The organism is Rhodococcus sp. USK13, assembly GCF_018343855.1.
Lineage (GTDB): Bacteria > Actinomycetota > Actinomycetes > Mycobacteriales > Mycobacteriaceae > Rhodococcus_F > Rhodococcus_F oxybenzonivorans.
On record NZ_CP069241.1, the window covers coordinates 443,161 to 467,067 of the forward strand.

The 23,907-nt window shown below is 61.8% G+C and carries 20 protein-coding genes and 2 pseudogenes; 17 read left to right on the forward strand and 5 right to left on the reverse strand.

What is annotated here, in order from left to right:
* The first annotated feature begins 185 nt into the window (after window positions 1–185).
* The 6 genes and pseudogenes from JQT59_RS02015 (at window position 186) to JQT59_RS02040 (ending at window position 5,121) form a co-directional block, all read left to right on the forward strand.
* Window positions 186–530, forward strand: coding sequence for a hypothetical protein (locus tag JQT59_RS02015; protein WP_213571568.1), 345 nt, complete (start codon window positions 186–188; stop codon window positions 528–530).
* A complete protein-coding gene (locus JQT59_RS02020) occupies window positions 527–2,650 on the forward strand; it encodes a hypothetical protein (RefSeq protein ID WP_213571413.1) in 2,124 nt (707 codons plus the stop codon). The genes JQT59_RS02015 and JQT59_RS02020 overlap by 4 nt, the downstream gene beginning before the upstream one ends.
* Complete coding sequence (locus tag JQT59_RS02025) at window positions 2,650–3,447, forward strand: hypothetical protein (RefSeq protein WP_213571359.1); 798 nt, start codon at window positions 2,650–2,652, stop codon at window positions 3,445–3,447. Before JQT59_RS02020 ends, JQT59_RS02025 begins: the two co-directional genes overlap by 1 nt.
* 198 nt (window positions 3,448–3,645) lie before the next feature.
* A complete protein-coding gene (locus tag JQT59_RS02030) occupies window positions 3,646–3,801 on the forward strand; it encodes a hypothetical protein (protein WP_213571414.1) in 156 nt (51 codons plus the stop codon).
* Window positions 3,776–4,075 (forward strand): annotated as a pseudogene (locus JQT59_RS02035) (tyrosine-type recombinase/integrase); the annotation flags it as partial. The gene JQT59_RS02030 and the pseudogene JQT59_RS02035, both read left to right, overlap by 26 nt.
* Window positions 4,076–4,080: 5 nt before the next feature.
* Window positions 4,081–5,121, forward strand: coding sequence for a site-specific integrase (locus tag JQT59_RS02040; RefSeq protein ID WP_213571415.1), 1,041 nt, complete (start codon window positions 4,081–4,083; stop codon window positions 5,119–5,121).
* Window positions 5,122–5,177: 56 nt separating this feature from the next.
* Here the strand turns inward: JQT59_RS02040 and JQT59_RS02045 are convergent, their stop codons facing one another.
* A complete protein-coding gene (locus JQT59_RS02045; RefSeq protein WP_213571416.1) occupies window positions 5,178–5,582 on the reverse strand; it encodes an EthD domain-containing protein in 405 nt (134 codons plus the stop codon).
* Window positions 5,583–6,157: 575 nt separating this feature from the next.
* On the opposite strand from JQT59_RS02045, the gene JQT59_RS02050 reads away from it, so the two are divergent.
* Window positions 6,158–7,165 carry a TetR-type transcription factor C-terminal domain-containing protein gene (locus JQT59_RS02050; protein WP_249353619.1) on the forward strand — a complete coding sequence of 336 codons (1,008 nt, stop codon included), beginning with the start codon at window positions 6,158–6,160 and terminating at the stop codon, window positions 7,163–7,165.
* Between the two features lie 254 nt (window positions 7,166–7,419).
* Here JQT59_RS02050 and JQT59_RS02055 read toward each other — a convergent pair whose 3' ends face one another.
* Window positions 7,420–8,301 (reverse strand): LysR family transcriptional regulator, encoded by an 882-nt coding sequence (locus JQT59_RS02055; RefSeq protein WP_213571417.1) that lies wholly within the window; start codon window positions 8,299–8,301, stop codon window positions 7,420–7,422.
* 156 nt (window positions 8,302–8,457) lie between these two features.
* On the opposite strand from JQT59_RS02055, the gene JQT59_RS02060 reads away from it, so the two are divergent.
* The 8 genes and pseudogenes from JQT59_RS02060 to JQT59_RS02095 all read left to right on the forward strand — a co-directional run.
* Window positions 8,458–9,912 carry an amidohydrolase family protein gene (locus JQT59_RS02060; RefSeq protein WP_213571418.1) on the forward strand — a complete coding sequence of 485 codons (1,455 nt, stop codon included), beginning with the start codon at window positions 8,458–8,460 and terminating at the stop codon, window positions 9,910–9,912.
* An 83-nt stretch (window positions 9,913–9,995) separates the two neighbouring features.
* Window positions 9,996–10,931 carry a fumarylacetoacetate hydrolase family protein gene (locus JQT59_RS02065; protein WP_249353621.1) on the forward strand — a complete coding sequence of 312 codons (936 nt, stop codon included), beginning with the start codon at window positions 9,996–9,998 and terminating at the stop codon, window positions 10,929–10,931.
* 2 nt (window positions 10,932–10,933) lie between these two features.
* Window positions 10,934–12,571, forward strand: coding sequence for an AMP-binding protein (locus JQT59_RS02070; RefSeq protein WP_213571420.1), 1,638 nt, complete (start codon window positions 10,934–10,936; stop codon window positions 12,569–12,571).
* Window positions 12,572–12,599: 28 nt separating this feature from the next.
* Window positions 12,600–13,376, forward strand: a complete 777-nt coding sequence (locus JQT59_RS02075) for a cyclase family protein (RefSeq protein WP_213571421.1) — start codon at window positions 12,600–12,602, stop codon at window positions 13,374–13,376.
* A gap of 908 nt (window positions 13,377–14,284) precedes the next feature.
* Window positions 14,285–15,541 carry an MFS transporter gene (locus JQT59_RS02080; RefSeq protein WP_213571422.1) on the forward strand — a complete coding sequence of 419 codons (1,257 nt, stop codon included), beginning with the start codon at window positions 14,285–14,287 and terminating at the stop codon, window positions 15,539–15,541.
* A gap of 485 nt (window positions 15,542–16,026) precedes the next feature.
* A complete protein-coding gene (locus JQT59_RS02085; RefSeq protein WP_213571423.1) occupies window positions 16,027–16,779 on the forward strand; it encodes a CoA transferase subunit A in 753 nt (250 codons plus the stop codon).
* Window positions 16,779–17,432, forward strand: a complete 654-nt coding sequence (locus tag JQT59_RS02090; RefSeq protein WP_213571424.1) for a CoA transferase subunit B — start codon at window positions 16,779–16,781, stop codon at window positions 17,430–17,432. Before JQT59_RS02085 ends, JQT59_RS02090 begins: the two co-directional genes overlap by 1 nt.
* A 287-nt stretch (window positions 17,433–17,719) precedes the next feature.
* Window positions 17,720–17,932: pseudogene (locus JQT59_RS02095) on the forward strand (transposase); the annotation flags it as partial.
* A 622-nt stretch (window positions 17,933–18,554) separates the two neighbouring features.
* On the opposite strand, the gene JQT59_RS02100 reads toward JQT59_RS02095, so the two are convergent.
* Window positions 18,555–19,169 carry a TetR/AcrR family transcriptional regulator gene (locus tag JQT59_RS02100; RefSeq protein ID WP_213571425.1) on the reverse strand — a complete coding sequence of 205 codons (615 nt, stop codon included), beginning with the start codon at window positions 19,167–19,169 and terminating at the stop codon, window positions 18,555–18,557.
* Window positions 19,170–19,269: 100 nt separating this feature from the next.
* On the opposite strand from JQT59_RS02100, the gene JQT59_RS02105 reads away from it, so the two are divergent.
* Window positions 19,270–20,004 (forward strand): SDR family oxidoreductase, encoded by a 735-nt coding sequence (locus JQT59_RS02105; protein ID WP_213571426.1) that lies wholly within the window; start codon window positions 19,270–19,272, stop codon window positions 20,002–20,004.
* 261 nt (window positions 20,005–20,265) lie between these two features.
* Here the strand turns inward: JQT59_RS02105 and JQT59_RS02110 are convergent, their stop codons facing one another.
* Complete coding sequence (locus JQT59_RS02110) at window positions 20,266–21,105, reverse strand: helix-turn-helix domain-containing protein (protein ID WP_213571570.1); 840 nt, start codon at window positions 21,103–21,105, stop codon at window positions 20,266–20,268.
* 139 nt (window positions 21,106–21,244) lie between these two features.
* Here JQT59_RS02110 and JQT59_RS02115 point away from each other — a divergent pair, with 139 nt between their 5' ends.
* Window positions 21,245–22,273: an NADP-dependent oxidoreductase gene (locus JQT59_RS02115; RefSeq protein WP_213571427.1), complete on the forward strand. Its 1,029-nt coding sequence runs from the start codon at window positions 21,245–21,247 to the stop codon at window positions 22,271–22,273.
* A 745-nt stretch (window positions 22,274–23,018) separates the two neighbouring features.
* Here JQT59_RS02115 and JQT59_RS02120 read toward each other — a convergent pair.
* Window positions 23,019–23,840 carry a mycofactocin-coupled SDR family oxidoreductase gene (locus JQT59_RS02120; RefSeq protein WP_283254000.1) on the reverse strand — a complete coding sequence of 274 codons (822 nt, stop codon included), beginning with the start codon at window positions 23,838–23,840 and terminating at the stop codon, window positions 23,019–23,021.
* Between the last annotated feature and the right edge of the window lie 67 nt (window positions 23,841–23,907).

The window sequence follows — 23,907 nt, forward strand, 5'->3', positions numbered from 1 at the left end:
CAGTATGCCGGGCCGGGCCGTGACCAGCGGCGTCGATACCTTCGGCAGGAGGGTTGCACCCGGTCACAGTCTGGGCGCGAATGTGCGCGCAAACATGCCAGCGAAAATACCGGCAATACGCCATGTACTGGGTAGGGTGATACCCGCGGCAATTAAGGCGGCATGTGGAAGACGAGTGGGTGGGGATGGTGAAGGTAGGAACTGCCGGCGGCGGCGCCCGCCGCGCGACCGGGGGTGGACGTGCAGGCGCCGCCCGGTCGGGGAAGCAGCGTTCCGGCGCCGAAGGCGTCTCTGGGTCGGGAACGCCGAGTCCGGAGTTGACGGTGAAGTTGGAACCGCGGAAGGGGCCGGCGAAGGTTCCGCTCAATACCCGGGTGTTGGCGTCGACGGAGGCCCGGTTGACCTGGCTGGTGAAGGATCGCCAATCGACGGTGACCAATGTCGTGGACGTGGCCCTGCAGGAGTTCTTCGACCGCTACCGTGTCCCTCCGGCCGATCATGATGGCCGGATCCTCGAGCAGGAGTCATGAGCGGTCGGGGGGAGCAGATTCCCCTGTTCGTACTGCCCGAGGCCACCCTGACGGCATCGGCCGCTCCCACCGATGACGCCGCCCTCCCCACCGATGATGCCCTCCCCACCGATGATGCCCTCCCCGACGACGACAGTGCCTCCGTGAATGCTGGTGTCGTCGTCGCAGCCGAGCGGGTGGGCTCGGAGCCAGCCGACGCTCCACACCGGACATCGTTCGAGCAGTGTGATGGCGCCGAAGCCGAAGCCGAAGCCGAAGCCGAAGCCGAAGCCGAAGCCGGCGACGTCCCGACCCCGCCGGCTCCCGAAGCGGACAGCCAAAAACCGGCCAGCGGTGCGGTGGACCGCGGCGACGCGGCCACCGAAACCGCGCCGGCGGAAGCAGCTACGACGGAAGCAGCTACGACGGAACCGGCGGCGTCCGCTGATGGCCGTGTTTCCCCGGCTTCGGAGATCGAGCCGACGGCCACACGACGTACCCCGGTGTGGGAGGCGCTGCCGGCGGGTGAGGCCGCGGATGGGCATGCCCTGATCGTGACCGCCGCGGGAACGTATACCCCGTCTGGGCGGGAGTTGACCGGTCCGGTCGATTCACTCGAGAAGCTGGACAAGCTGATTCGCTGGGCCTCGCTGACCCCGTTGGGGGCACCCGCGCAGATCTGGGTCGTCGGGTTGGCTGCGTGTGAGCTACTCGGGTGGGTCATCGATCCGGGCAGTGAGGACGACGTCGACGACATGGAAGCGTTGCGGTTACGCGCCGCAACCGAGTTGACCGCCACCCTGCATGCCACCCTCCCCCCGCTGCTCAGTGCGGGGTGGGAGCTGCGCGGCGAACCCGGGCATGTGGTGCACCTGTCCCGCACGATCGGGAAGTTCACCTCGATGGTCGATGTGGTGATCGAACCGTATGTGTGGACCTATTGGAACAAGGACTTCGGCTGGCACAACCGGGTCGGCGATATGGGTGTCCTCGGCTCACCGACCGCCGGAACGTATCTCCCGGACGACGACCTCCCGGCCGCCCGGGAACTCGGGCGCCGGCTGGCGTGGTGCGCGCAGCATCTCGGGGTGCTTCCCGGGCCGACACCGGCCCGCACCGGCGCCGCGATCGTCGACAAAATTAAACGGGAACGCACCCGCAGCGGTAAAGGGATCGTGGTCACCACCGCGGGCGCGGTCCCGCCGCTCGACGGCCCGCCGCGCGGGGACCTCGAACCCGCGGCCGGGTGGACCCGGGTCCCCGACACCGAGGATTTGGAGGGTGCGGACCGGTTGGTGTCGATCGATCAACGCGCCGCCTATTTGGCCTCGGCCGGGATGCTCGAACTCGGCTACGGCCAACCCACACATTTCACTGGTGACAAGGCCGCTGCCGCGGCGGTGGGGGACAAGGGCACCCCGTTCGGGTTGTGGCGGATCACCCTCCCGGCCGGGCAAACCTTGTCGCTGCCCGAGAAACTACCGCTGCCGCACCCCCATATGCTTGCGGATCAGCCGGTGCAGACCTGGGTCACCTCGGTCAGCCTCGATGCCCTTCGGGAGCCGATCGCTGATGGTGGTATCGGTGCCGATCTCGACGACCTCGACATCACCGAGGCCTGGGTGTACCCGCAGCAGGGGCGCGTGCTGGACAAGTGGGCGAAGATCCTGCGCGAGGCCCGCAAGGTTTCGGTGGACACCCGGGATGCGGCGATGAAGGGGTTTCTCGGGTCCTGCTACAAGGGGTACATCGGGCGGATGGTCAACCCGGACATGTGGACCGCCAAACAGATGCAACACCACCACCAACCGCTCTGGCGCGCGGCGATCATCGCGCACTGCCGGTGGCGCGGCCGCCGCGTCGCGATGCGGATCGCCCGCGAACACCATCGGTGGCCGGTCCGCACCGTCACCGACTCCTGGGTCTACCTCCTCCCCGGTGGTGAGAACATTGCCGACCCGAGTCAGGCGCTGGGGAAGATGACGGTCGAAAAAGACACCCTCCTCACCGACACCCTCCGCGGCGCACTGGCGTCGGCTGCGGACGTGCACGAGGTGAACCTCGCGATCAAGGCCGCCCTCACCGACAACGACCACGACGCCGACGACGAGGACGCCGACGAAGAGAACGGGGTGCTTTGATGGCCCTGCATCTGCCGAGGCCGCGGACGAAGAAGCCGGCGCAGCAGGCGGTCGGCCTCGACGGCCTCAAAGTCTCCGTCGCCACCGCCGCGACCAGCGGTGTCGAGAAGTCGAAGCAAGTCAAAACCGGGGGACTGGCCGGACTGACCAGCAAGGTCTCGGTCAGACAGTTGCGCCAGGAATTGGGCAACGAGGGTCTGCGGCAGGCGGCGATCGATGCCGGCCGCACCCCACCGTCGGATCGCACGTTGCGCCGGTGGGCGCACCAGGGCCGCATCCCGCATGCGGATGTTCTCGAGCGAGCACAACGGCGGGCGGCGATCGAACGATTGGGTGGTCTCGATGCCGTCGCACAGAAGATCGGGCGGTCCCGCTCCGCGGTGTCCCGGTACCGGTCGGGGGAGACGAACGAGTTACGGGCCGACGCCAGCAAAAAACTCAAGAATGTGAAGGCGCAGGACATCATGGCCCGTGCCGGGGTGCTGCGCCCGGACGGAACCCCGAAGACCGCGGTGATCCGGGTCAAGGGCGGTGTGATGGTCCGCAACGGCGCCGACGAGGGCTACGACTACCGGGTCCGCACCCTGGACTTCGCGAACTCCGACACCCCCTTCACCAGTGAGGAGTCACGCGAACTCGCCGCCGCCCTCGCCAATGATGATCACGCCCGGGTCGTCGCCCTATTGGAGCGGCACGCCACCCTCGACTACCCCGAGAACAAGGGCTTCGACAGGTACAGCGACCAGTTCGGATTCCACTTCGACCACATCGACTCCGTCCACATCGACTGGATCTAATAACCGGACGGTGGTGTTCTGTCGGGTCCGGTGGGCTGTGGGCGCGGTCCGTCAATCTCGATGATGGTATCGACGCCAGCACCGGGGTCCCAGGGGGCTGTATACGCGTTTTCCGCACCGTCGAGGTCGAATCTGCACGTCACACCGCGGTTTCGCGGGCGGGGTCTGTGTCGGTGCGAGTCGGTAGGGTCGGCGCTTGTGACGATCGAGCAGACCTACGGCAGCCGCACCGCCGCAACCGATGTCGTCCCCGCAGCTGGGTGGGGGTTGGCGCCGGAGTTGTCGGAGGAGGGGGTCGCCCGGATCGCTGGCGCGGATGCGGGCCCGGGCGCCGTTGTTCCGGTCGATCCGTAAGAACGGCAACCTCTCCGACACCGCGTTGTCGGGGTCGTCGGTGCATGCGGCGATCCGTCGCCGCGCCGCCCTTGCCGGCTATGACGACACCCTCGTCGCCCAGCTCGGTGGGCATTCGCTGCGGGCCGGTTTCGTCACCCAGGCGTTCCGCAACGGCGCCGACGCGCACGCGATCATGCGCCAAACCGGACATTCGAACCCGGCCACAGTCGAGCTGTACGCGCGTGAACACGCCCCGCTCCTCGGCAACGCCGTCACGAACATCGGTTTGTAGCGGGCATGACCCTCGACATCGGCACCGTCGCTGCCGTAACGGGGCCGGGTAACAGCTCACCGCGGGTGCCGCGCCGCTACATTCACGACTGGGCTCTGCTCACCGACTGGTGCGCCGCCTGCGACCACCGCGCGTTGCCGGCGCATCTCGCCGTTGTGGCGGAGTTCCTCGCCGACCACCCGGCCGCCGCCGGCACCCAGCGCCGCCGGCTGAGCGCGATCAACGCCGTCCACACCACCAATAGCCTCCCGACGCCGGGCCTGGCGGAAACGATCCAGCAACTGCTCAACGACTCCCGGGCCGAACGTTTGGGCCGGGTCAGGGCTGTTGCGGGGCAGCGAATTCCGCAGATTCCAACCATGGGGTGGCCGGGCGGCTTGTTCGGTCGCCGCGACGCCTTGATCCTCACTCTGGTGTCTGGCGGGCTCGGATTCGAGGACATCACCCGCCTGCGCCGCACCGACCTCACCACCGAGGACGAGGCGCTGATGGTGCGGGTGGGGGAGCGGTGGCTCCGCATCCCCGACGACGGTGTCGGTGCGGTGTCCGCGGTGGCGGTGTTCCGGCGGTGGGTGGAGGTGCTCGGGTTCCTCGACCGCTATCCGAGCACCCGGTTGCTCGCGCAGCGTCTCGACCGCGACGGCGCGGGTCTGGCGGCGTTTGCCGAGTTCGTGTGCCGGGCCGATCGGCCGGTGGTGATGCCGATCGACCGCTGGGGACACACCCCGTTCGCCCCGACACCGTTGTCGGGGCCCTCAGTCTCACGTCGGGTCCGCGCCTATCTGACCGGACAGGCGCCGGCGCACAAACGGCTGCCGCCGCGACCCGATACGCCGAGCACGCCGTCGGAGACATCGATCGAGATCGCGGACATCGAGCTCGATGTCGGGTACTACGACCGCGGCATCACCGCCCGACGCGAGGCCCACACCCAGCTCACGGATGTCACCGACATCCTCGACAGCATCGCGAAAACTGTGGTCCCGGAATTGGGTGTCAAAGGAGACCGTCGCCCGTTCCGACGTATCGATGGAACACTTGATTAATAGCGCGTGTTCGTGCCAGCGACCGCCGAGTGCGCTGCAGTCGAGCGACGTTGGCACTAGCTTCTGGCGGTGGAGGAATCTGTAGTCGGTGAGCGGAACGCGGTCAAGTCGGTCTCGTACTCCTCGACGGTGTGCAAGAACATAGAGTCGCGGTCAAAAAGTTTCTCTTCGTCTGCTGCGACAAGTGTACGGAACGACTGGTCCATGGGCTTTTCGAAAAAGTCTCTATATGACTGATCGTCTTCGAACCACAGCTCCATGACAACGTCAAAGCCAGACGACCGGGACTCCCCTGAGATCGCGTCACGAATCGGTGTTAGGTAGCGGCGGGCATAGCGCAGGATCCCGGGGGCGCGTAGATGCTCCGCAAACAGCTTGATGTGGTTGTTCTCGTAGTGGTCCCTGAAGGCGCTATCGGAGAGACCATCTTTTTTCTTAAACAGGGCAACGACTTTGATCATGGACTGTGTCCTCTCGGCCTCGGTTGCAGTGTCGTGTTCCGAGGGTCTGGTCGGTATTGGGCAGGCGTCATCTCGTGCGATTGCACTCGTCTCAAAGAGTAGATCATTTTGACTTCAGTGTCGATTATCCGCCACTCTCGTGTAACCGGGTTTGGCAGCGTCGGCTGGCGGATAGGTAGTTCGCAGTTTAAGCAACCGCTCCGGGCTTCCGGTTTGACAGCGGCTTGCAGTCCGTGGACCGAGGGGATCGTGAACTTTGCTAAACAATGGGACCAACGCCCCATGTCGATACTGACTTCGCACCCACGCCTGCATTGGCGACCTCAGGGAGAAGTCGGGCACGTTCTTGAGCCCACCTTGGCAGCGGATTTCACACCTTGGCGATTAACAGCGTCTCGCAGTCATCGGTGCATACCAATCGTTGGCTGTTGTTGTCGGTCGTTCAACCCGAGACGTGCAGTTCGCGAGTCCGCTGCGACTGATACGACCGTCACTGCCACCGTCCGGTCTCACCTACTTCGGAGGAGCGGTCAATGGTTGCCAAGGCAGGGTAGGTGCTACACAACGACCGCGTCATGACGATCCAAGTCATGCTTATGTTCTGCGTCGTTGCTGAACAGCTTTTCGCGTATCGTAACCTGAGTCGAATTTTTGACGCTTTGCCGAGTAGGCTCGCCTGCATGGAACCAAAGACTACCGCGACGAAGACGGCAGCCAAGAAGGCGACACCGACGGAGAAGGTAGCCAAGAAGGCGACACCGACGGAGAAGGTAGCCAAGAAGGCGACACCGACGAAGAAGGTAGCCAAGAAGGCGACACCCTCGTCTCAAGCGGATCCGTCGACAAGCAGCTCTCCGCGTAGGCAACTCATGGAAAACGAAGTACTTGAGCACGCGACGCGTCTATTCGCTGAAAAAGGATTCGCTGGTACCAACCTGCAGGATGTGGCTGCATCCATGGGTCTCAAACGACCAGCACTCTACTATTACTTCAAGAACAAGGACGAGCTGCTCGAACGCCTAATTTTCGAAGCAACAGCTGGCCCAGCCAATGATCTGCAAACCGTTGCTTCGCAGACTGAATATGATGCAGGTCGACGCCTTCACGAGTTGGCGCGCCGCATGGTTGTCTGGGTAGCATCTCACAGCGATCGGTTCTTGCTCCTAGTCAAGTCGGAGTCGGACCTATCTCCAGCCAGCGCGAAAGCCTTCACTGATGGGCGCCGCGCCGCGCTCAACGCAGTCAGAGGTGTCATCGAAGAGGGTGTCGAGTCAGGTCAGTTCCGGCCCATGGATCCCCTCGTTGCAAGCTTCGGGGTCTGGGGAATTTGCAACTGGGTTGCCTTCTGGTATCAACCTGACGGCACGCAGTCGATCGACGCCATCGCCGACCAGCTGGCCGACATGGCTCTAGCGAGCCTGCAGCGGGCGGAGGAGCGGGGCAACACGGCCCTTAGTTTGAGCACCACGTTGGCAGTTTTGCGTCAAGACCTCGATCGGCTGGAGCAAGCGCTGAGCGGGGACCGTTCGATGGAATCTACTAAACCCCGGTTTACGGATCTAAACCCGAACTCGTCTGGGTAGATCCAGTCGATTCCCCGTACCCGTCGGTCAGGGCGACGAGCTCATTGAGCCGTCTGCGCGGATATACGATGCATATTTTTAGCGTTGTATCGTCGGCAGGTGCCGACGACGCACATCGACGAATGCTTACAAACAGGCCAGGCAAGCCGCAACCTCGGAGAGCGGCACCCCAGACTAGTTAAGCTCACGATGCGCAACACGGTGGCGAGATGGCGAACGGTGTAGCGACGATGCGTGGCCCGCTCGTGAGCACGCTAGTCGCTCGATCCGACTTCAACGATTTCATTCACGGCGCCGCTCGCGAACACTGCAGCGCGGAAGGAAGCCACCATGTCGCGGTTGTCTCTTTTCCCGGAGGCGATGCCGACCACTGCGTGTGGGCCTTCGAGGGGGATGTACCTGACACCGGGGTGGGGGAGGTATCGACGCGCCGGTTCCGCATATACCCCCAGCATGCCGGTCGTCGCTACAGCTGCGGGGATGTTCGCCGGGGATCGCACCTGCGCTCCTCCGAACCTGGTCTGCGTCGATCCCCATTCGGTCAGCCCAGGCTGGCCGACCGGGGTGATGCTGGGGCGGTCGCGAACGTCGGCGGCCGTCAGACGGACGGCGTCGGCGAGGTCGGACTCGACCGGTACGACGGCATAACGGTCGGTCGTCATGACCGCTTCGACACGCAGATCGTCGGCACCTCCGAGGTCGTGGAGGATGGCTACGTCCACCTCCCCCGTCCGCACCGCGTCGTACTGATTTGCCCAATCGATCTCGACGTACGACACCGTCAGCTGTGGGTGATGCCGAGCGAGGAAGTGCCGCGCGGCGGCCCAGCGGTCGGCCAGACCGAATCCCAGGACTCCGACTCGGAGCACGGAATCGGATTGGCCGGCCTGGGAGGCGAGCATCAAATCGTCCAGCTCACCCAAGACCCGGCGCGCTCGCGGAATGAAGCGTGCACCGTCGGCGGTGAGTTCGACGCGGCGGCTGGTGCGTGCGAACAGTGTGACCCCGAGGTCGCGTTCGAGTTGCTGGATGTGACGGCCGAACGGTTGTGCACCGATGTAGTGGATTTGCGCGGCGCGGCCGAAATGCAGCTCTTCGGCCAACGTGAGGGCGTATCTCAGCGATTCGATATTCACGAGCACCCTCACCTCTCCCAGCCAGTCAAACTTCGGCCGTCAGGCCGATCATAACTTTTTTGCCTCATGATCAGCCGTCCGATTCAGAGCATACTTCGACGAAAGGGAGTCTGTGTCGGAGGTCACTCCGGCGCCCTGTATCCGGTGGAGGCAACAATGAGCACACAACGCACGTTGGTCAAGGACGGACACGTCTTGACCATGGACCCCGCTCTCGGGGACTTCGAATCCGCGGACATCTTGATCGAGGACGGTGTGATCGTTGCGGTGGGACCAGATCTGGGGGTGACCGACGCGGAGGTCATCGATGCAACAGGTCACCTGGTCTTGCCGGGTTTCATCGACACGCACCGACACACATGGCAGTCGCTGGTTCGCGGAATCTGTGGGGACTGGACGCTCGGCGACTACTACTTCGGGATGCGATTGGGGATTTCCCCGGCATACACAGCCGACGATGTACGTCTGGGCAACTTCTACGGTGCGGTGGATGCCTTGAACGCCGGTGTCACCACGCTGCTCGATTTCTCGCACTGCAACAACACACCCGACCATTCCGATGGTGCGGTACGCGGCCTGCAGGAATCGGGGATCCGAGCGGCGTTCTGCTATGGATTCTTCGAAAGCTCCCCACACGGTACGCAATTCGGCGACCACGCAGCCCGCATCGCGGACTTCCACCGCATCGCCGATCAATACTTCACCTCAGACGGTCGACTCACCCTCGGGGTCTCGCTGTCCGAAATCTTCGGACTTCCGTGGGAACAGACCGTGTCGGAACTTTCAGCGGCCCGAGAACGGAACGCACTGCTGGTCAACCATGCCGGGTGCGTCTTCGGTAGTCCCTTGTCGAACGGCATTCTCGAGATGGACGCTCTCGGGCTTTTGGGACCGGACATGGTTCACGTCCACTGCACGACGTTCGATGATGACGCAGTGTGGGAAGCGCTGGCCCGCAGCGGCGGGAAAGTGTCCATCTCGACGCAGACCGAGATGAACATGGGGTTCGGCCGACCAGCATTTCAACGTTGCCGTCAGCACGGCATCAAGCCGACCCTGTCGGCGGACATCGTCTCACTCAACAGCGGAGATCTGTGGCACGAGATGCGGTTCGGTCTCTCCTGCGCACGGGCCGATGCGGCGGATGCGATCAATTCGGCCGGGCACATGCCCGAGCAGGTAGCTGTCACGGCGCGCGAGGCGCTGACGTGGCCAACTGTCAATGCCGCCGACGCGATGGGTCTCGGTGACCGGGTGGGCTCGCTGTCCCCAGGCAAGCGGGCCGATCTCCAGATCGTGGGGGGCGCCGCACTCGAGCAGCATCCTGTGGTGGACCCCTACGCCACATTGGTGTTCCAAACCTCATCCGCGGACGTCCGAACCGTTCTCGTCGACGGTCAGGTGGTCAAGCGCGACGGTGTTCTGACCGTGGCAGACAGGCAGTCGTTGACCACGCAGGTCGATGCGGCGTCCGAGCGGATACTCGGCCGGGTGCGCGATGCCGGCCGGACGCTACCAGGAACCCCACCGGGGGCGTTCGACGCTATTGAGCCGATCACACGTGAGTACCACGAACAGGCTGTTCGAGCGGCGATGGCCGGCCGACACTGAACAGGCGACTGGCTCCTATTACAACGGATCCCCTCGACCAGGCAGTAACCAAATAGAGTTCAAGGAGTCTTTCTGTGAAGTTTGTGACCTACGACGCCGGAACCGGCACCCGCGCCGGGATCGTCGATGGTGACACCGTCCGGGGTTTGCGTGACGGCACGACACTGCTTTCCCTCATTACCGCTGGAGAGGAGGCGCTTGTCGAGGCAGGCCAGTCTGCACAGCTTTCGCCCGCTGAGGTCAAGGCCATCGGCGATGTCCGACTGCTTCCACCGCTGCCGCGGCCGCCGTCCGTTCGAGATGGGTTGTGCTTCCTCGATCATCTGCGCGGCTGCTACCGCGCGCTCGGACGAAGTTCCGAACTACACGATGCATGGTCGAAGATTCCCGCCTTCTACTTTTCCAACGCCGGTTCGATCCTGGGACCAGATGAAGACGTACCGATCGCACCCGGCAGCACCATGTTCGACCTCGAACTCGAACTTGGCGCGGTGATCGGCCGCGGCGGGCGGGACCTTGATCCGAAGAATGCCGAACAACACATCGTCGGATATACCCTATTCAACGACTGGACCGCACGCGACCACCAACTCCTTGACCTGGCACTTGGTATAGGGATGGGTAAGAGCAAAGACAGTGCCATCACCCTGGGACCGATGCTGGTCACTGCTGACGAACTCGAGGAACACCGCAAAGACGGTCGACTCGCACTTGAGCTCTCCGCCACGGTCAACGACGAGGAAATCGCGCGGGGATCGCTCGACCAGATGGACTGGACTTTCGGCGAGCTCATCGCATTCGTCTCCAGAGGCGTCGACCTTGTCCCCGGTGACGTGATCGGTTCCGGAACCGTTCCAGGCGGTTGCCTGCTTGAACACGTCGATACGGCCGATATGAAGGACTTCACGCGTTGGCTCAAGCCCGGCGATGTGGTGAGCTTGCGCGGGCAAGGACTCGGTGAGACGATGCAAACAATCGTGGCCGGTGTAGACGTCCTGCCGCTGTCCTCGGGATTCTGACCATGGATACTCCGCTCACTCCTCTCCGTTTTCTCGAGCGTGCCGCCGAAGTGCACCCCGACGCAATCGGGGTCATCGACGGACAACGATCGTGGACCTGGAACGAATTCGCCAATGAAGTGACGCTACTGGCCAACGCACTCAGCGCAAGCGGCGTGCAAAAAGGTGACCGAATTGCGTTCTTGGCGACGAATTCGGCTGAAATGCTCTCCGCTCACTTTGCGGTCCCGTTGGCCGGTGCGGTTCTGGTGGCAATCAACACCCGCCTGGCCACGGATGAGATCGGTTACATCTGCGAGCACTCCAATACCACAATGCTGTTCGGGGATGCCGAGTTCTTGGAACCGGTGATCGAACGTGCCGAGAAGAGAGCGGTGCGCGAGTTCGTCGAGCTGCCCCGAATAGACGGCAGATACAGCGGTCTTGTCGGTACGACTGCATACGCGGATCTCCTTGCGCGTGGTGACGCGTCGCCGCGTCCGTGGCAGGTCGACGACGAGTATCAGTTGATCGCAATCAACTACACCTCGGGAACGACTGGTCAGCCTAAAGGCGTGGAGTACACCCACCGCGGCGCCTACCTGAACGCACTCGGGGAGGTCCATCATCAGCGGCTGCAGCAGGTCAGTCGATATCTTTGGACTCTGCCGATGTTCCATTGCAACGGGTGGTGCACTACATGGGCATTGACCGCGGTCGCGGGAACCCACGTGTGCTTGCGAGCCGTACGCGGCCAGGATATGTGGACGCTCATCGACCGGGAACAGATATCTCATCTGGCCGGCGCGCCAACTGTTCTCACGACACTCGCGACCGCGCCCGAAGCGCACCCCGTCGATCACTCGCTGGTCGTCACCACCGCGGGTGCACCGCCCAGCCCAGCGGTCATCGGCCGCATCCGAGACCTCGGCGCCGAGGTCGTCCACGTGTACGGCCTCACCGAGACCTACGGACCGTACGCAGTGTGCGAGCCTCAGGACACCTGGAACGACCTGTCCCCCGATGAACTTGCCGGACGACTGGCACGCCAAGGCGTCGGGATGCTCACCTCCGAACGACTCCGGGTAGTACGCACCCAGCGCGAGGATGCCGGGGAACTCCTCGACGTGGCGCGAGACGGTGTCGAGATCGGTGAGATCGTCATGCGCGGCAACTCGGTGATGAAGGCCTACCACCGCGACCCCGATGCGACAGCAACAGCATTCGACGGGGGATGGTTCCACTCCGGCGACCTCGCAGTGATGCATCCCGACGGCTACGTCCAGATCGTCGACCGAGCGAAAGATGTCATCATCTCGGGCGGGGAAAACATTTCGAGCATCGAGGTCGAGCAAGCACTCCTGACTCATCCCCACGTGTACGAAGCGGCCGTAGTGGGCGCACCCGACCCGAAGTGGGGTGAAAGTCCGATTGCTTTCGTGGTTCTGTCGCCATCCGCTCCGAACGTTGTGACCGAGGAAATCCTCATCGAACACGTTCGCGGCCGCATCGCGCGTTACAAGGCACCCAAGATGGTCATTTCTGTTCCCGAACTACCCAAGACATCCACCGGTAAAACCCGCAAACACGAACTACGTCAACTGACGGACGTGCACGCAGAAACGCGCCCCACGCGAACCGATCTGAAAAATCGGCCATGACCGTCATTGAGAGAAAAGGTGCACAACCATGCGTCAGCTGATCGATATCTCGGCTCCGCTACAAACCGGGATTGCATCCGATCCACCCGGATTGCGGCCGGAGATCGACTACTACACCCATGCCGATACCGCTGGGGATCTTCTCGCGTTCTTCCCGGGCGCCACTCGCGAGGATCTGCCGGACGGAGAAGGCTGGGCCTACGAATGGGTTCGGGCAACAACGCATAACGGTACGCATCTGGACGCCCCCTACCACTATTCTGCGACGATGAATGGTGGAGCGCGCGCCGCTACCATCGACGAAGTGCCACTCGAGTGGTGTCTGCAGCCCGCCGTGAAGCTCGATTTTCGTCATTTCGCCGACGGCTACGTCGTCACTGCGGCCGATGTCGAAGCCGAACTGCGACGCATCGACCATGAGTTGGCACCGTTGGAGATTGTTGTTGTCAACACCGCCGCGGGCGCTCGGTATGGCGAGGAGAACTATGTGTCCTCGGGTTGCGGGATGGGGCGTGAAGCTACCCTTTACCTCCTTGAACGTGGCGTCAGGCTCACCGGTACCGACGCCTGGAGTTGGGATGCTCCCTTCGTTCATACCGCAGATCGCTACGCACAGGACCACGACGCAAGTGTGATTTGGGAGGGTCACCGAGTTGGGCGGGAGATCGGTTACTGCCACCTCGAGAAGCTGCACGGCCTCGACCAGCTTCCCGCTACCGGATTCGACATTTCCTGTTTTCCCGTGAAGATTGCGGCTGCATCGGCCGGCTGGACGCGGGCCGTCGCCATTCTCAACGGAGGCTGAAATCTCGATGCTTCTGTAACGCTACGCCCGGTTGGTGCGAGGTTCATCCAGGGTCGCCGACACCAGGATAGTTTGACCGATGCTTGCGCTGGAAAAATAGGTTGAACATACCGCTCATGCGCAGGGTGTCTCGCGATCGGACCCGCGGGGCAGATGCTGCCGCTTACCCGGCGGTCGATTCCGACCGCACATCGCCGCGTTCATCTGCGAACCGGCATCATCCGAGCCTGGTTACCTGCAGGATCGCCACCGAACACCACGGCATCCGAGCCGTGGCCGCAGCCGGTGACGAACTGTTTGCAGGCCATGAAACGCCGCGTCAATGCGGCGGGGCATAAGTAACTTGACACTTGAGGGCGTTTGACACCCTGCGTATTCCCTCACTGCGGGGAGGGGTCGCCAGCGCTCTGCCTTCGGCTCTCCCGACTCCTGGATGTGTGAAATCACCATGAACTCTCGTGATCATGGCCAGTGGCGCCACAGGCGACGTGCCGCCTGGATCGAGGCCAACCGCAGGCGCAAACATCCTGACACTGAAGCGGAGCGTCTCATCGAGTTTGCTAGCAAGTGGGCACCATTCGGCGGTGCCGCCGAGGAGGAAATACTCGTGCACTTCGGGATGACAGTGCACCGGTTCCTCGAGCGACTGTGGCAGGTCATCCCTGAATCAAACTGTGTCCAAGACGAGGTCCGCGTCCTCGCGCGCGTATATCCGCGACCCTCATCGAGTCGGCAGTCCGCACGTCATAGGGATGACCCGCTCGCCTAGTGTTTCGCGACACCTCACCGTCAAGTTACTTGCACCACGGGAATCTAGTTACCCACTTGCGCGAGCAGGGAAGGACGCCTCGTTCAGGCCGACGCTCGGGGTCTGCGCCAATGAGAAATCAGACCGAATGGAGATTGCAATGTCATCGAGTATCCCTGGCACCGTTAGGCCCACGACCGAGTTTCGCACCGGCTGGAAGGCGCTCACCGCGGCGACCGTCGGTATCGGGACCGGGGTCGCAGTCCTGCCCTTCTATACCAATGGTCTGTTCATACCCGAACTCGAAGCCGAGTTCGGCTGGAGCCGCAGCCAATTGTCACTGCTTCAGCTGGTCGGGTCCACAATCACTGTGGCGACGGCTCCGCTCGTAGGACTGTTGGTCGACCGCGTGGGCGTTCGAGTGCCCGCGACCGTCTCCTTGATCGCGCTCGGACTCTCCTACTGTGCACTGTCCAAAACTGGTTCGTCCTTTCTGGCCTTCCTTTCAGTGTGGGCGCTGATGTATATATTGGCGGCGGCGTCGACCGCGGTGGCCTTCACCAGGCCGGTCAATGAACGATTTTATAAATCCCGCGGATTGGCCTTGGGCATTGCGCTGAGCGGAGCGGGGATAGCTGCGGTCGTGGTGCCGAAACTTCTGGGTTCGACAATCGATGAGGATTGGCGGCTGTCTTACAAGATCATCGGTGGCACTGTCCTGGCCGGCGCCGTGCTCGTTCTGCTTCTGATGCCCTCGAACCGCCGGATGAACACGCCAAGAATTTTGACGGCCGATACCGGAATTGTAGATTTACTCCGAGGACAACTATTTTGGCGATTGTCTCTCGCATTTCTTTTTCTGGCGTTGGCAGTCGGCGGGATGACGGTACATTTTGTGCCCATGCTGCGCGATGCTGGGGTTTCTTCCGCATCTGCGGCCTCGACGGCGGCACTGGTCGGCATCACCGTGATAGTGGGGCGAATCGTGGTGGGAATGCTGGTCGACCGCCTGTTCGCGCCCTACGTTGCCGCCGGCGTCATTTGTTTGTCAGCCGCGGGTTTCGCCCTCCTCTTATTGGGCGGTCCTAGTTTCGCAGCCGCGGCCGCGCTAGCCATCGGGTTCGCGCTCGGCGCGGAGGTTGATCTCATCGGATACTTGACATCTCGCTACTTCGGTCTGGAAAATTACGGACGGATATTCGGAATTTTCTACGGAATATTTACACTCGCATTGGGTATAAGCCCGCTGGTTATTGCCGAGATTCATAGTCTGACCCAGAGCTATTCGCTGCCACTGCTAGCAGGAATAGTTCTGATGCTCGCTGCGGCATCCCTTTTGGGAACTGCGCCCAGATTTTGCGACGAGAAACCGATACCCGACTCGGTCAACGACGTGGTAGTGCCCACCAGAGACTGAGCACGCCTATGAGCACCTGACCCCGACGACTGGCGAGACATCGTTCTCGATGCGCATCGCCGGTATTTGAGACTCGAGCTAGGTCCCAGCCGCCACCTACCTGCTTGTACCCCCATGTTTACTGGAGAATTCCCTATTCGAAGCCTTGCCCACGAACTGATCAGGACTGACCTGCTACGCGTCATCGAGTTCATGCCAGACTTGCTGCGATAAGCAGTGGCAACGCGACGAGGAGCTAGCTGAGGTCGCACGGTGAATCGACCGCCTCTCGCCCCGGCCCCAGAGCAGGAATTCGGTGCGACGGACGAAATCATTCGACCTCACCCGGTCAACGGGGCGCGAATGCGCCAGTCGGTTGCACCGCCAACGAGGTTCGCCGAGCGGTGACATTCGACCGGTCACTAGGCGGAGCCAGTAGCTGGTTGCTCGGATGCAAGCACAAATTTCCGCAGCCGATATCGACGGGTGCCCAGAAGAGGAAGCCAATGAAACAAGTTAAGGACGGGATCAGCACGATCCTTCAGGACCTGTTGTTCGACGGAATGACTTTGGCGGTAGGAGGTTTCGGGGTGAGCGGTGTCCCTGTTGACCTGATCGAAGCCGTCCGCGACTCCAATGCCAAGGACCTCGTCGTGGTATCGAACAACATGGGGCTCGACGGCGCCGGGCTCGGGCTGTTGCTCGAAGCTGGGCAGGTCCGCAGAATAGTCTGCTCGTACGTCGGCGAGAACGCCCTGTTCGCCCAGCAGTATCTCGACGGCGCCATCGAGGTCGAGTTCAATCCTCAGGGCACCTTGGCCGAGCGACTCCGAGCGGGCGGTGCCGGAATACCCGCGTTTTACACTCCCACGGGAGTCGGAACCGTTGTTGCGGAGGGAAAGCCCCACCAGGAATTTGATGGCCGAACCTACGTGCTCGAACGAGGAATCGTCGCAGACCTGTCGCTGGTTCGTGCCCACGTCGCGGACGGCTTCGGCAATCTCGCTTACCGATATACCGCCAGAAATTTCAACCCGGTCGTCGCTGCCGCCGGCCGCGTCACGATCGCAGAGGCGGAACGGATCGTCGAGGTCGGCGAACTCTCTCCGGAGTCGATCACCACTCCCGGAGTGTATGTGCAGCACGTGGTCCAGGCAAGCGATAGGCCGAAAGCTATCGAGCAGCGGACAGTCCGTTCTTGCACGGAGTCGGGGCAGTCCACAGCACAGCCCTCGCTGTCGATGGAAGGAGCAAACTGATGACATGGACGCGTGAAGAGATGGCTGCGATCGCGGCTTCGGAACTTGCAGATGGCGAATATGTCAATTTGGGTATCGGAATCCCCACGCTTGTCGCAAACAATTTGCCCGAGGGGCGTCAAGTACTTTTTCAGAGCGAGAACGGTCTTCTGGGCATGGGGCCGTACCCTTTCGAGGGAGAGGAGGATGCTGATCTGATCAACGCCGGCAAGCAGACTGTTACCATTGTTCCCGGTGGCGCGCTGTTTGATTCCGCAGAATCGTTCGCGATGATTCGCGGCGGACACGTGAAAGTCGCGATATTGGGCGCGATGCAGGTTTCCGCTTCCGGCGACCTAGCTAACTGGAGCATCCCCGGCAAACTTGTCAAAGGAATGGGAGGGGCAATGGATTTGGTCGCCGGCTCACCACGGGTCATCGTGGTGACCGAGCATGTCGCCCGAGACGGTTCACCGAAAATCGTGGAGCAGTGCACCCTCCCCCTCACAGGACGAGGTGTCGTGAATAGACTCGTTACCGACCGCGCCGTCTTCGATGTTGAGGACGGTGTGCTGATATTACGCCGAATGGCGCCCGGAGTGACACTTGAGTCGCTGCGACATACTACCGGCGCTAAATTCAGCGTCGCGTTGGATACAAAGGCGGCGTCATGAGTTTGCATGAAACATTCAGATTCGGACGGCGTGATTGAGGGATTGGGAATCCGAACTTCGGTAGATTCGAGGGGCGGGACGCCCTCGAATCGCTCATCAACGGTGTCGCACACGATGCCGTTTCCTGTTCCGGGGTGGTGTCGCCCAGATCGACATGATCTACTTCGGACATTACATCTCGGGGATGAAACCCACGGTTTCTCGTCATCACTGACCGTCCGAGGCCATTCAAACCATGGCGTCGGACACTCCCCATGGCGGGATGATTCCGTGCCGTCGGCACTTCTGTCGCGATCAAGGCGTTCGAAATCGATTACGGGGCGAAGTACCCGAAAGCGGTCGCGAAGATCACTGACGACCCCGACGTGCTGCTTGAGTTCTTCCGGTATCCGGCCGAGCGCTGGGTGCACCTGCGCACCACTAATCCCGTCGAGTCAAACTTTGCGACAGTGCGTTTGAGAACCGAGGTGACCAAGGGTCCGGGGGCCTGCAGGGCTGCGGCGAGCATCTGCCGGGCTCCCTCGTGGACGATCTCGTCGAGCAACGAGCGGCCCGCGCCGACTGCCTGGAAAGGCTCGTTGGAGTCGTCGTCGTGGTCCACTATCGTGAGCACGGGCGTGCCTTCCCGCCAGCGTTGGCGCGCTGGACGTGATCAGAATCCTGTTCGTGTACAGATCATCATCAGGGAAGGTGCGTCCTCCGGGGATCCACAGGTTTCGATCATTCCTCACCTCTGTGTCGCCGACGGAAAGAAATGGCTGAACTATGAACATACGAGTGGTGGATTTTTCGGGGCCGCTGCCCGGTGTGCGGAGGCCTCTGTACCTCTGAGAGGGTCCGACGTCGGGTTGCACCCTGCGCTCACGTCACTAACGACTGTTCCGCATGCCGAGAATGCTCGTGGAGGGGCTGATGTCGACATGAATCGTGGTAGGTGAATAGACGGCCAGGTGCTCGGTGCAACCCCCTCACCGGCGACCCGTCCGGGAGTGGCGTGTTCGACGACAGGCCAGTGAGCCCTTTTCGGATTCTGAGGCGTTGGCGACGTGGTCGAAACTGCGTCAATCGCCGCTCGAACTGTCCCACTAACGATTCTTGACGCGCCAGCGGTAGCGATCGTCGTCAAGAGTTCTCAGCCGCATGTGCACGGGTGACGGAGCGCTCGATCATCTGCAGCGCGGCGCTTTTTGCGCGCCGAAACTCGTCCTCGTCGATGCCTGATTTCTGCAGGAATTCTAAGCCCTGCATGACGGCAATCAGCGCCCGAGCGGTAGCTTCCGGGTCGATCTCGTCGTCGATCTCGCCGACTATCTGGGCTTCTCTGATACGACCAGCGAACAGTGCGTGGATCTCGCCATACAACCGGCGGGCGCGACTTCGTATCTCGTCGTCCTGAGAACTCAAAGCCGTGGTGCTGTTGGACATCAGGCAGCCCTGGGGAGGCAGGGGGATACGGCCGCCATCCTCGAACGCGACGGCTTTCTTCACCCCAAGCCACGGGCTTGGATCGGATGCGACAGCGGCTTCGAGTCCAGCAGACTGACAGGCGCAGTAGTCGTCGAGGATCCTAAGGAAGAGATCGTGCTTGCTACCGAAGGCCCCATAAAGGCTCTGGGTGCCTAGTCCTGTCGCCTCGGTCAGGCTCTGAACCGAGGTCGCCGCGTAGCCGTCGCGCCAAAACACATTCCGAGCTGCGGCGAGGACTGCGTCCTCGTCGAATTTCCTGGGCCTAGGCATGTTCGCGAGGATACCGGATAGTGTCCGATCGAAAATTTGACAATCTGCCACGACCCGTGTGTATTTGAGTGACCACTCCATAACCGTAAAGGACTCGCCCATGACGACGCGACAGCTCGACGGCAAAACTGCACTGGTAACTGGGGGGTCGCGTGGGATTGGTGCGGCTATCGTGGCTCGGCTCGCTGCCGACGGCGCGATGGTGGCGTTCACCTACGCACACTCCAAAGAGAAAGCGCGCGCCGTCGCTGCGGCAGCAGGTGGTGCTTACGCAATCCGCGCTGACAGCATGACGGGGGGCGACGTCGAGGCTGCTATTGCGCAAACTGTCGACCGCTTCGGGAGTCTGGACATCCTCGTCAATAACGCTGCCGTCAGTGAATTCGCCACAATCGGTGAGTTGACGATGGACCAGATCGATAGGATGATCAGCGTCAACGTGCGGTCCGCCGTTGTTGCGATCCGGGAATCGTTGCTCCATATGGGTGCGGGTGGACGGATCATCAATATTGGAAGCATTAACGCCGACCGCACGCCGTATCCCGGCCAGTCGATCTACGCGATGACCAAGGGTGCAGTGGCAAGTCTCACGCGTGGACTCGCACACGAGCTAGCAGCGCGTCAGATCACTGTCAACAATATTCAGCCCGGACCGGTCGACACCGATGCCAACCCTTCCGACGGGACGTGGGCGCCGAAGATGCTGGCGATCATGGCATCGGATCGTTACGGGACGGCTGCCGAGGTTGCCTCGTTCGTGTCCTACCTCGCTAGTCCCGACGCCGCGTACATCACCGGATCGAGCCTGAATATCGATGGTGGGTTCACTGCCTAGCCAGCCGCCGCTGATAAGACGCAAGGAGCGAATCAGCCTGGAACGGCAGGTCTGGTGACCAAAACAACGCTAAGCAATCACGGACGATGCCTGGCGTCGTAAGGTAGGGCTCAACCAACACGGCTATTTGCCTCGCTCGTGCGTACTGATGCACTGTGGCTCATAAGATTTTGCGGTGATAGTGTCGTCGTGCAGCCGCATCGACAGTATGTATTAGCCCAAATGCTTGCTCGGTGTTACACGGGTAGGCGCCCGGTGTTTCTACCGGGCGTAATTCGCTGTTGTCGATCGTGGAAGTGTTAGTAGTTTGAGCTTCTCGGCGTCTGTGGAGGCAGGCTCGGCATGGTATATGACGAGCGTCAGCCCGCGGGTTCCGCTGATCTCCAGTCTTTCTCGATGTAACGACATTTCGCCAACATGCGGGTGATCGAAGAGAACTGGCGCCCCGCGCTGGATGCCCACGTCGTGACGGTTCCACAGAGCGCGAAAGCGTGGGCTCGCCAGGGAAAGTTCGCCGACGAGTTCGATAAAGCGAGGATCGTCTGTATCAGGCCCCACGGATTGGCGCAGGCTCGACACGTAACACTCCAAGGTTCCGTCCCAATCGATGTGCAGAGACCGTTCGGCGGGGTCGAGGAATATATCGAGAAGTTGGTTGCCGCCGACCGAGATTCGAGGCGACAGCGCGCGGGCCATCTCATTCGCCGCGAGGATGTCGAAGTAACGCCCCTCTACGAACGCCGGGTGCGGCAACGTCGACAGCAGGGTTAGCGTGGCGGTAGGCACGGTTTCTGCACCGGGCGTGCGTCGAGCCCGTCGGGGCTGGTCCGCGACGAGGCTCAGTACGTACGCCACGTGCTCGTCGTCGAGATGCAGTACACGGGCGATGGACTCGAGCACCTGCGTGGACGGGTTGCGGTCGCGACCGCGTTCCAGGCGCAGGTAGTACTCTGCGCTGATGCCGGCCAGCATGGCGACTTCCTCGCGGCGTAGCCCCGGTACGCGTCGCCCACCGAGATCCGCGACGCCTGCTTGCGCGGGCGTGACCAGTTCGCGGCGAGCGCGCAGGTATTCACCTAGGTGATTCGGCCTTTTCGACATGCTAACCAGCGTAGACCGCATCACCTGGGTCAAGGGAGGGTCCTGTCACTACCTGGGTTGCGGAGAGCACTGGTTACGTTGTTCCCCTTCAAGTGTCCTAGAGCTGTCATCGTTTGCACTCCATTCTGAAAGGTCTTATATGAGTTCGCAGGTAAACAGACGGATCGTCCTGATCGCACGGCCGCACGGAAACCCCAAAGCAAGCGACTTCCAAGTTGTGGAGGGACCCATTCCTGTTCCAGGCGAGGGAGAGGTGTTGGTTAGAAACAAGCTGCTCTCGCTCGACCCGTTCAACCGCATCCTGATGGGCAACGCGAACAGTGATCAAGCTCCGATCGAACTCGGCAACATGATGTTCGGTTTCACGGTCGGCGTCATCGAACACAGCAACAATACGGCGTTCACGGTGGGAGACCATGTCTCAGGCTTCCTGGGCACCCTCGGCTGGCAGGACTACGCAGTGTCCGACGGGTCCGACATTAGAATCGTCGACCCGCAGGCTGTTCCGCTGGCGACGTACCTCGGTGTGCTGGGGGTGACGGGCCTTACTGCATGGGTCGGGCTGTCAAAAGTTCTCAACCCTAAGCCCGGCGGGACCCTCGTCGTGACCGCTGCGGCCGGCGCTGTCGGTTCGGTTGCAGCCCAGATCGGCAAGCTTCGCGGATACAGGGTCGTCGGCATAGCCGGTGGTCCGGACAAGACCCGATATCTGGTCGAGAGTCTTGGCCTCGATGCCGCGGTGGACTACAAGGCAGAAAATTTCGCGGTAAAACTCGCGGCTGCGACGCCCGAGGGGATTGACACGCTCTACGATAACGTCGGTGCTTCGTTGTTTCCGACGTTGCTGCCACTCATCAATACCGGTGCGCAGATCGTCATCGGCGGGGTGATGTCCCAGATTACGATGACTGAGACATCCGAAGGCCCGGATCATCTACCCGATATTCTCCGAGCGATTATGTACAAAAACTTGACCGTGCGAGGGTTCAACGTGACGGAGTTCTACGACCTTTATCCCGAATTTCTTGCTGAGCTCACCCCGGCTGTCGCAGGCGGCACTGTGATTTCGACGACCCATTCGATCGAGGGGCTTGAGAACATCCCAGTTATCTTCCCCGATATGTTTACCGGTCGTAATCCGGGTAAGATGGTCGCAAAAATCGACTGAGGGACTCGCGTTCCTGCGCCGCTCGTCCATTGGCGCAGGAACGCGATGGCGTCGCCAACCAAATCATCACCGATTACCAGCTGCGATGTCGACGATGGTAGTGGAGCAGCATGGGCAACCTACCCGGCGGCGGGTTCCGGCATCGAGGTGACCGCGGGTGATCACAGAGACCGGTCGCAGCTGTACTGCATCCTCACGGGCTGGGCGTTGTCGCGAGAGATTTCGCCAGCGTTGCGGGGATGCTGGTAGCGGGTCGGGCGGCGCGCACCAATCGACGCACGGAGACCACTCGTAGCGGTAGCCACTTCTCTCGCCCATTCGTTTCGGCTCTCAACCGTGGGACGCTAACGGCCGGACCGATCGCAGACGATCAGCGACATCGCCAGATTGCAGCCACCGTCAGAAGCATTGGATCATCGCCAGCTCCGCGGCGGTCCGTCGCTGATTGTCCGGCCTGTGTTCGCGCGCGGATCAGCGATTCTTGGGCTCTCGCGGCCCCAATTTTGGATCGTCCGGAAGGAACACCTTCTAATTCATGTCCTATAAACGCAGGTCATGCGGAGGATGTTCACCCGGCAAAATCGGCTTTCGCGGGAAAGAGCATTTCGTTAGTGTCGACTATATTGCACATGTCGACGGTGTGAAACCCGCGCCTACCTGCGCGAGCCGCAGTGCGTGGCTGCGACTCTGACTTGCGGGCGGCAGGGGTAAGGAAGGCGACCTTGCCGCCTTGCCCTCCCTGCCCCTACTTCGCTAGGAAGCCGGCGTCGACGGGCAAGGTGACGCCGGTAACATAACGGGCATCGTCGGAAACAAGCCAGGCAATTGCGTTGCTGATGTCGATCGCCTCGATCATCGGCACTGGCAGAAGGTTGCCGAGCAGAGCGGCGGCGGCGGGGTTCTCCGCGAGCCATTTCTGCATTACATCGTTGACGGCCATTGGTGTATTCACACCAGTAGGGTGCACAGTGTTCACGCGTATCGAGTACTGGGCCAGCCAGTTCGTGAACGTACGCATCAACCCCACGATCGCGTGCTTACTAGCCCCGTATCCGTCTCCCGCACCGGACCCGTTGCCGCCCGCACCGGAGAGGCCTTGGGTTGAACTCGTCAGAACGATCGACCCGCCCTGCCCCTTCTCGATCATGCTCGGAACCCCGATCTGAACAGTGTTCCATACACCAAACAGGTTGACTTCGATGACATCACGAAAAGTTTGCACGTCGTCGGCGTTCTCGGCGCCATGGGGAGCTATGCCGGCGTTAGCCAGGATAATGTCGATCGGGCCGAGTTCGGCTACCGCGGAGTCCACTGCGGTTCTCAGCGCGTCGTAATTGCGGACGTCGGCTTCCTTGGCAACGATGCGTCGATCGAGCGCTTCGATTTCCTTCACAGTCTGGGCAAGGTCTCCGGATGTCGCCATGGGATAGGGGACCGTATCGATTTGCGCGCAGATGTCAATGGCGATGATGTCGGCGCCTTCCTGTGCGAGTCGGAGCGCGTGACTACGCCCCAGTCCGCGTGCGGCACCGGTGATGAAGGCTACTTTACCGTCGAATTTTCCCATCATCCAGGTCCTTTGTTCGTCGTTGATGAAAAAGTTTGAGCGCAGAACGGTCCGACCAAAGTCCGGG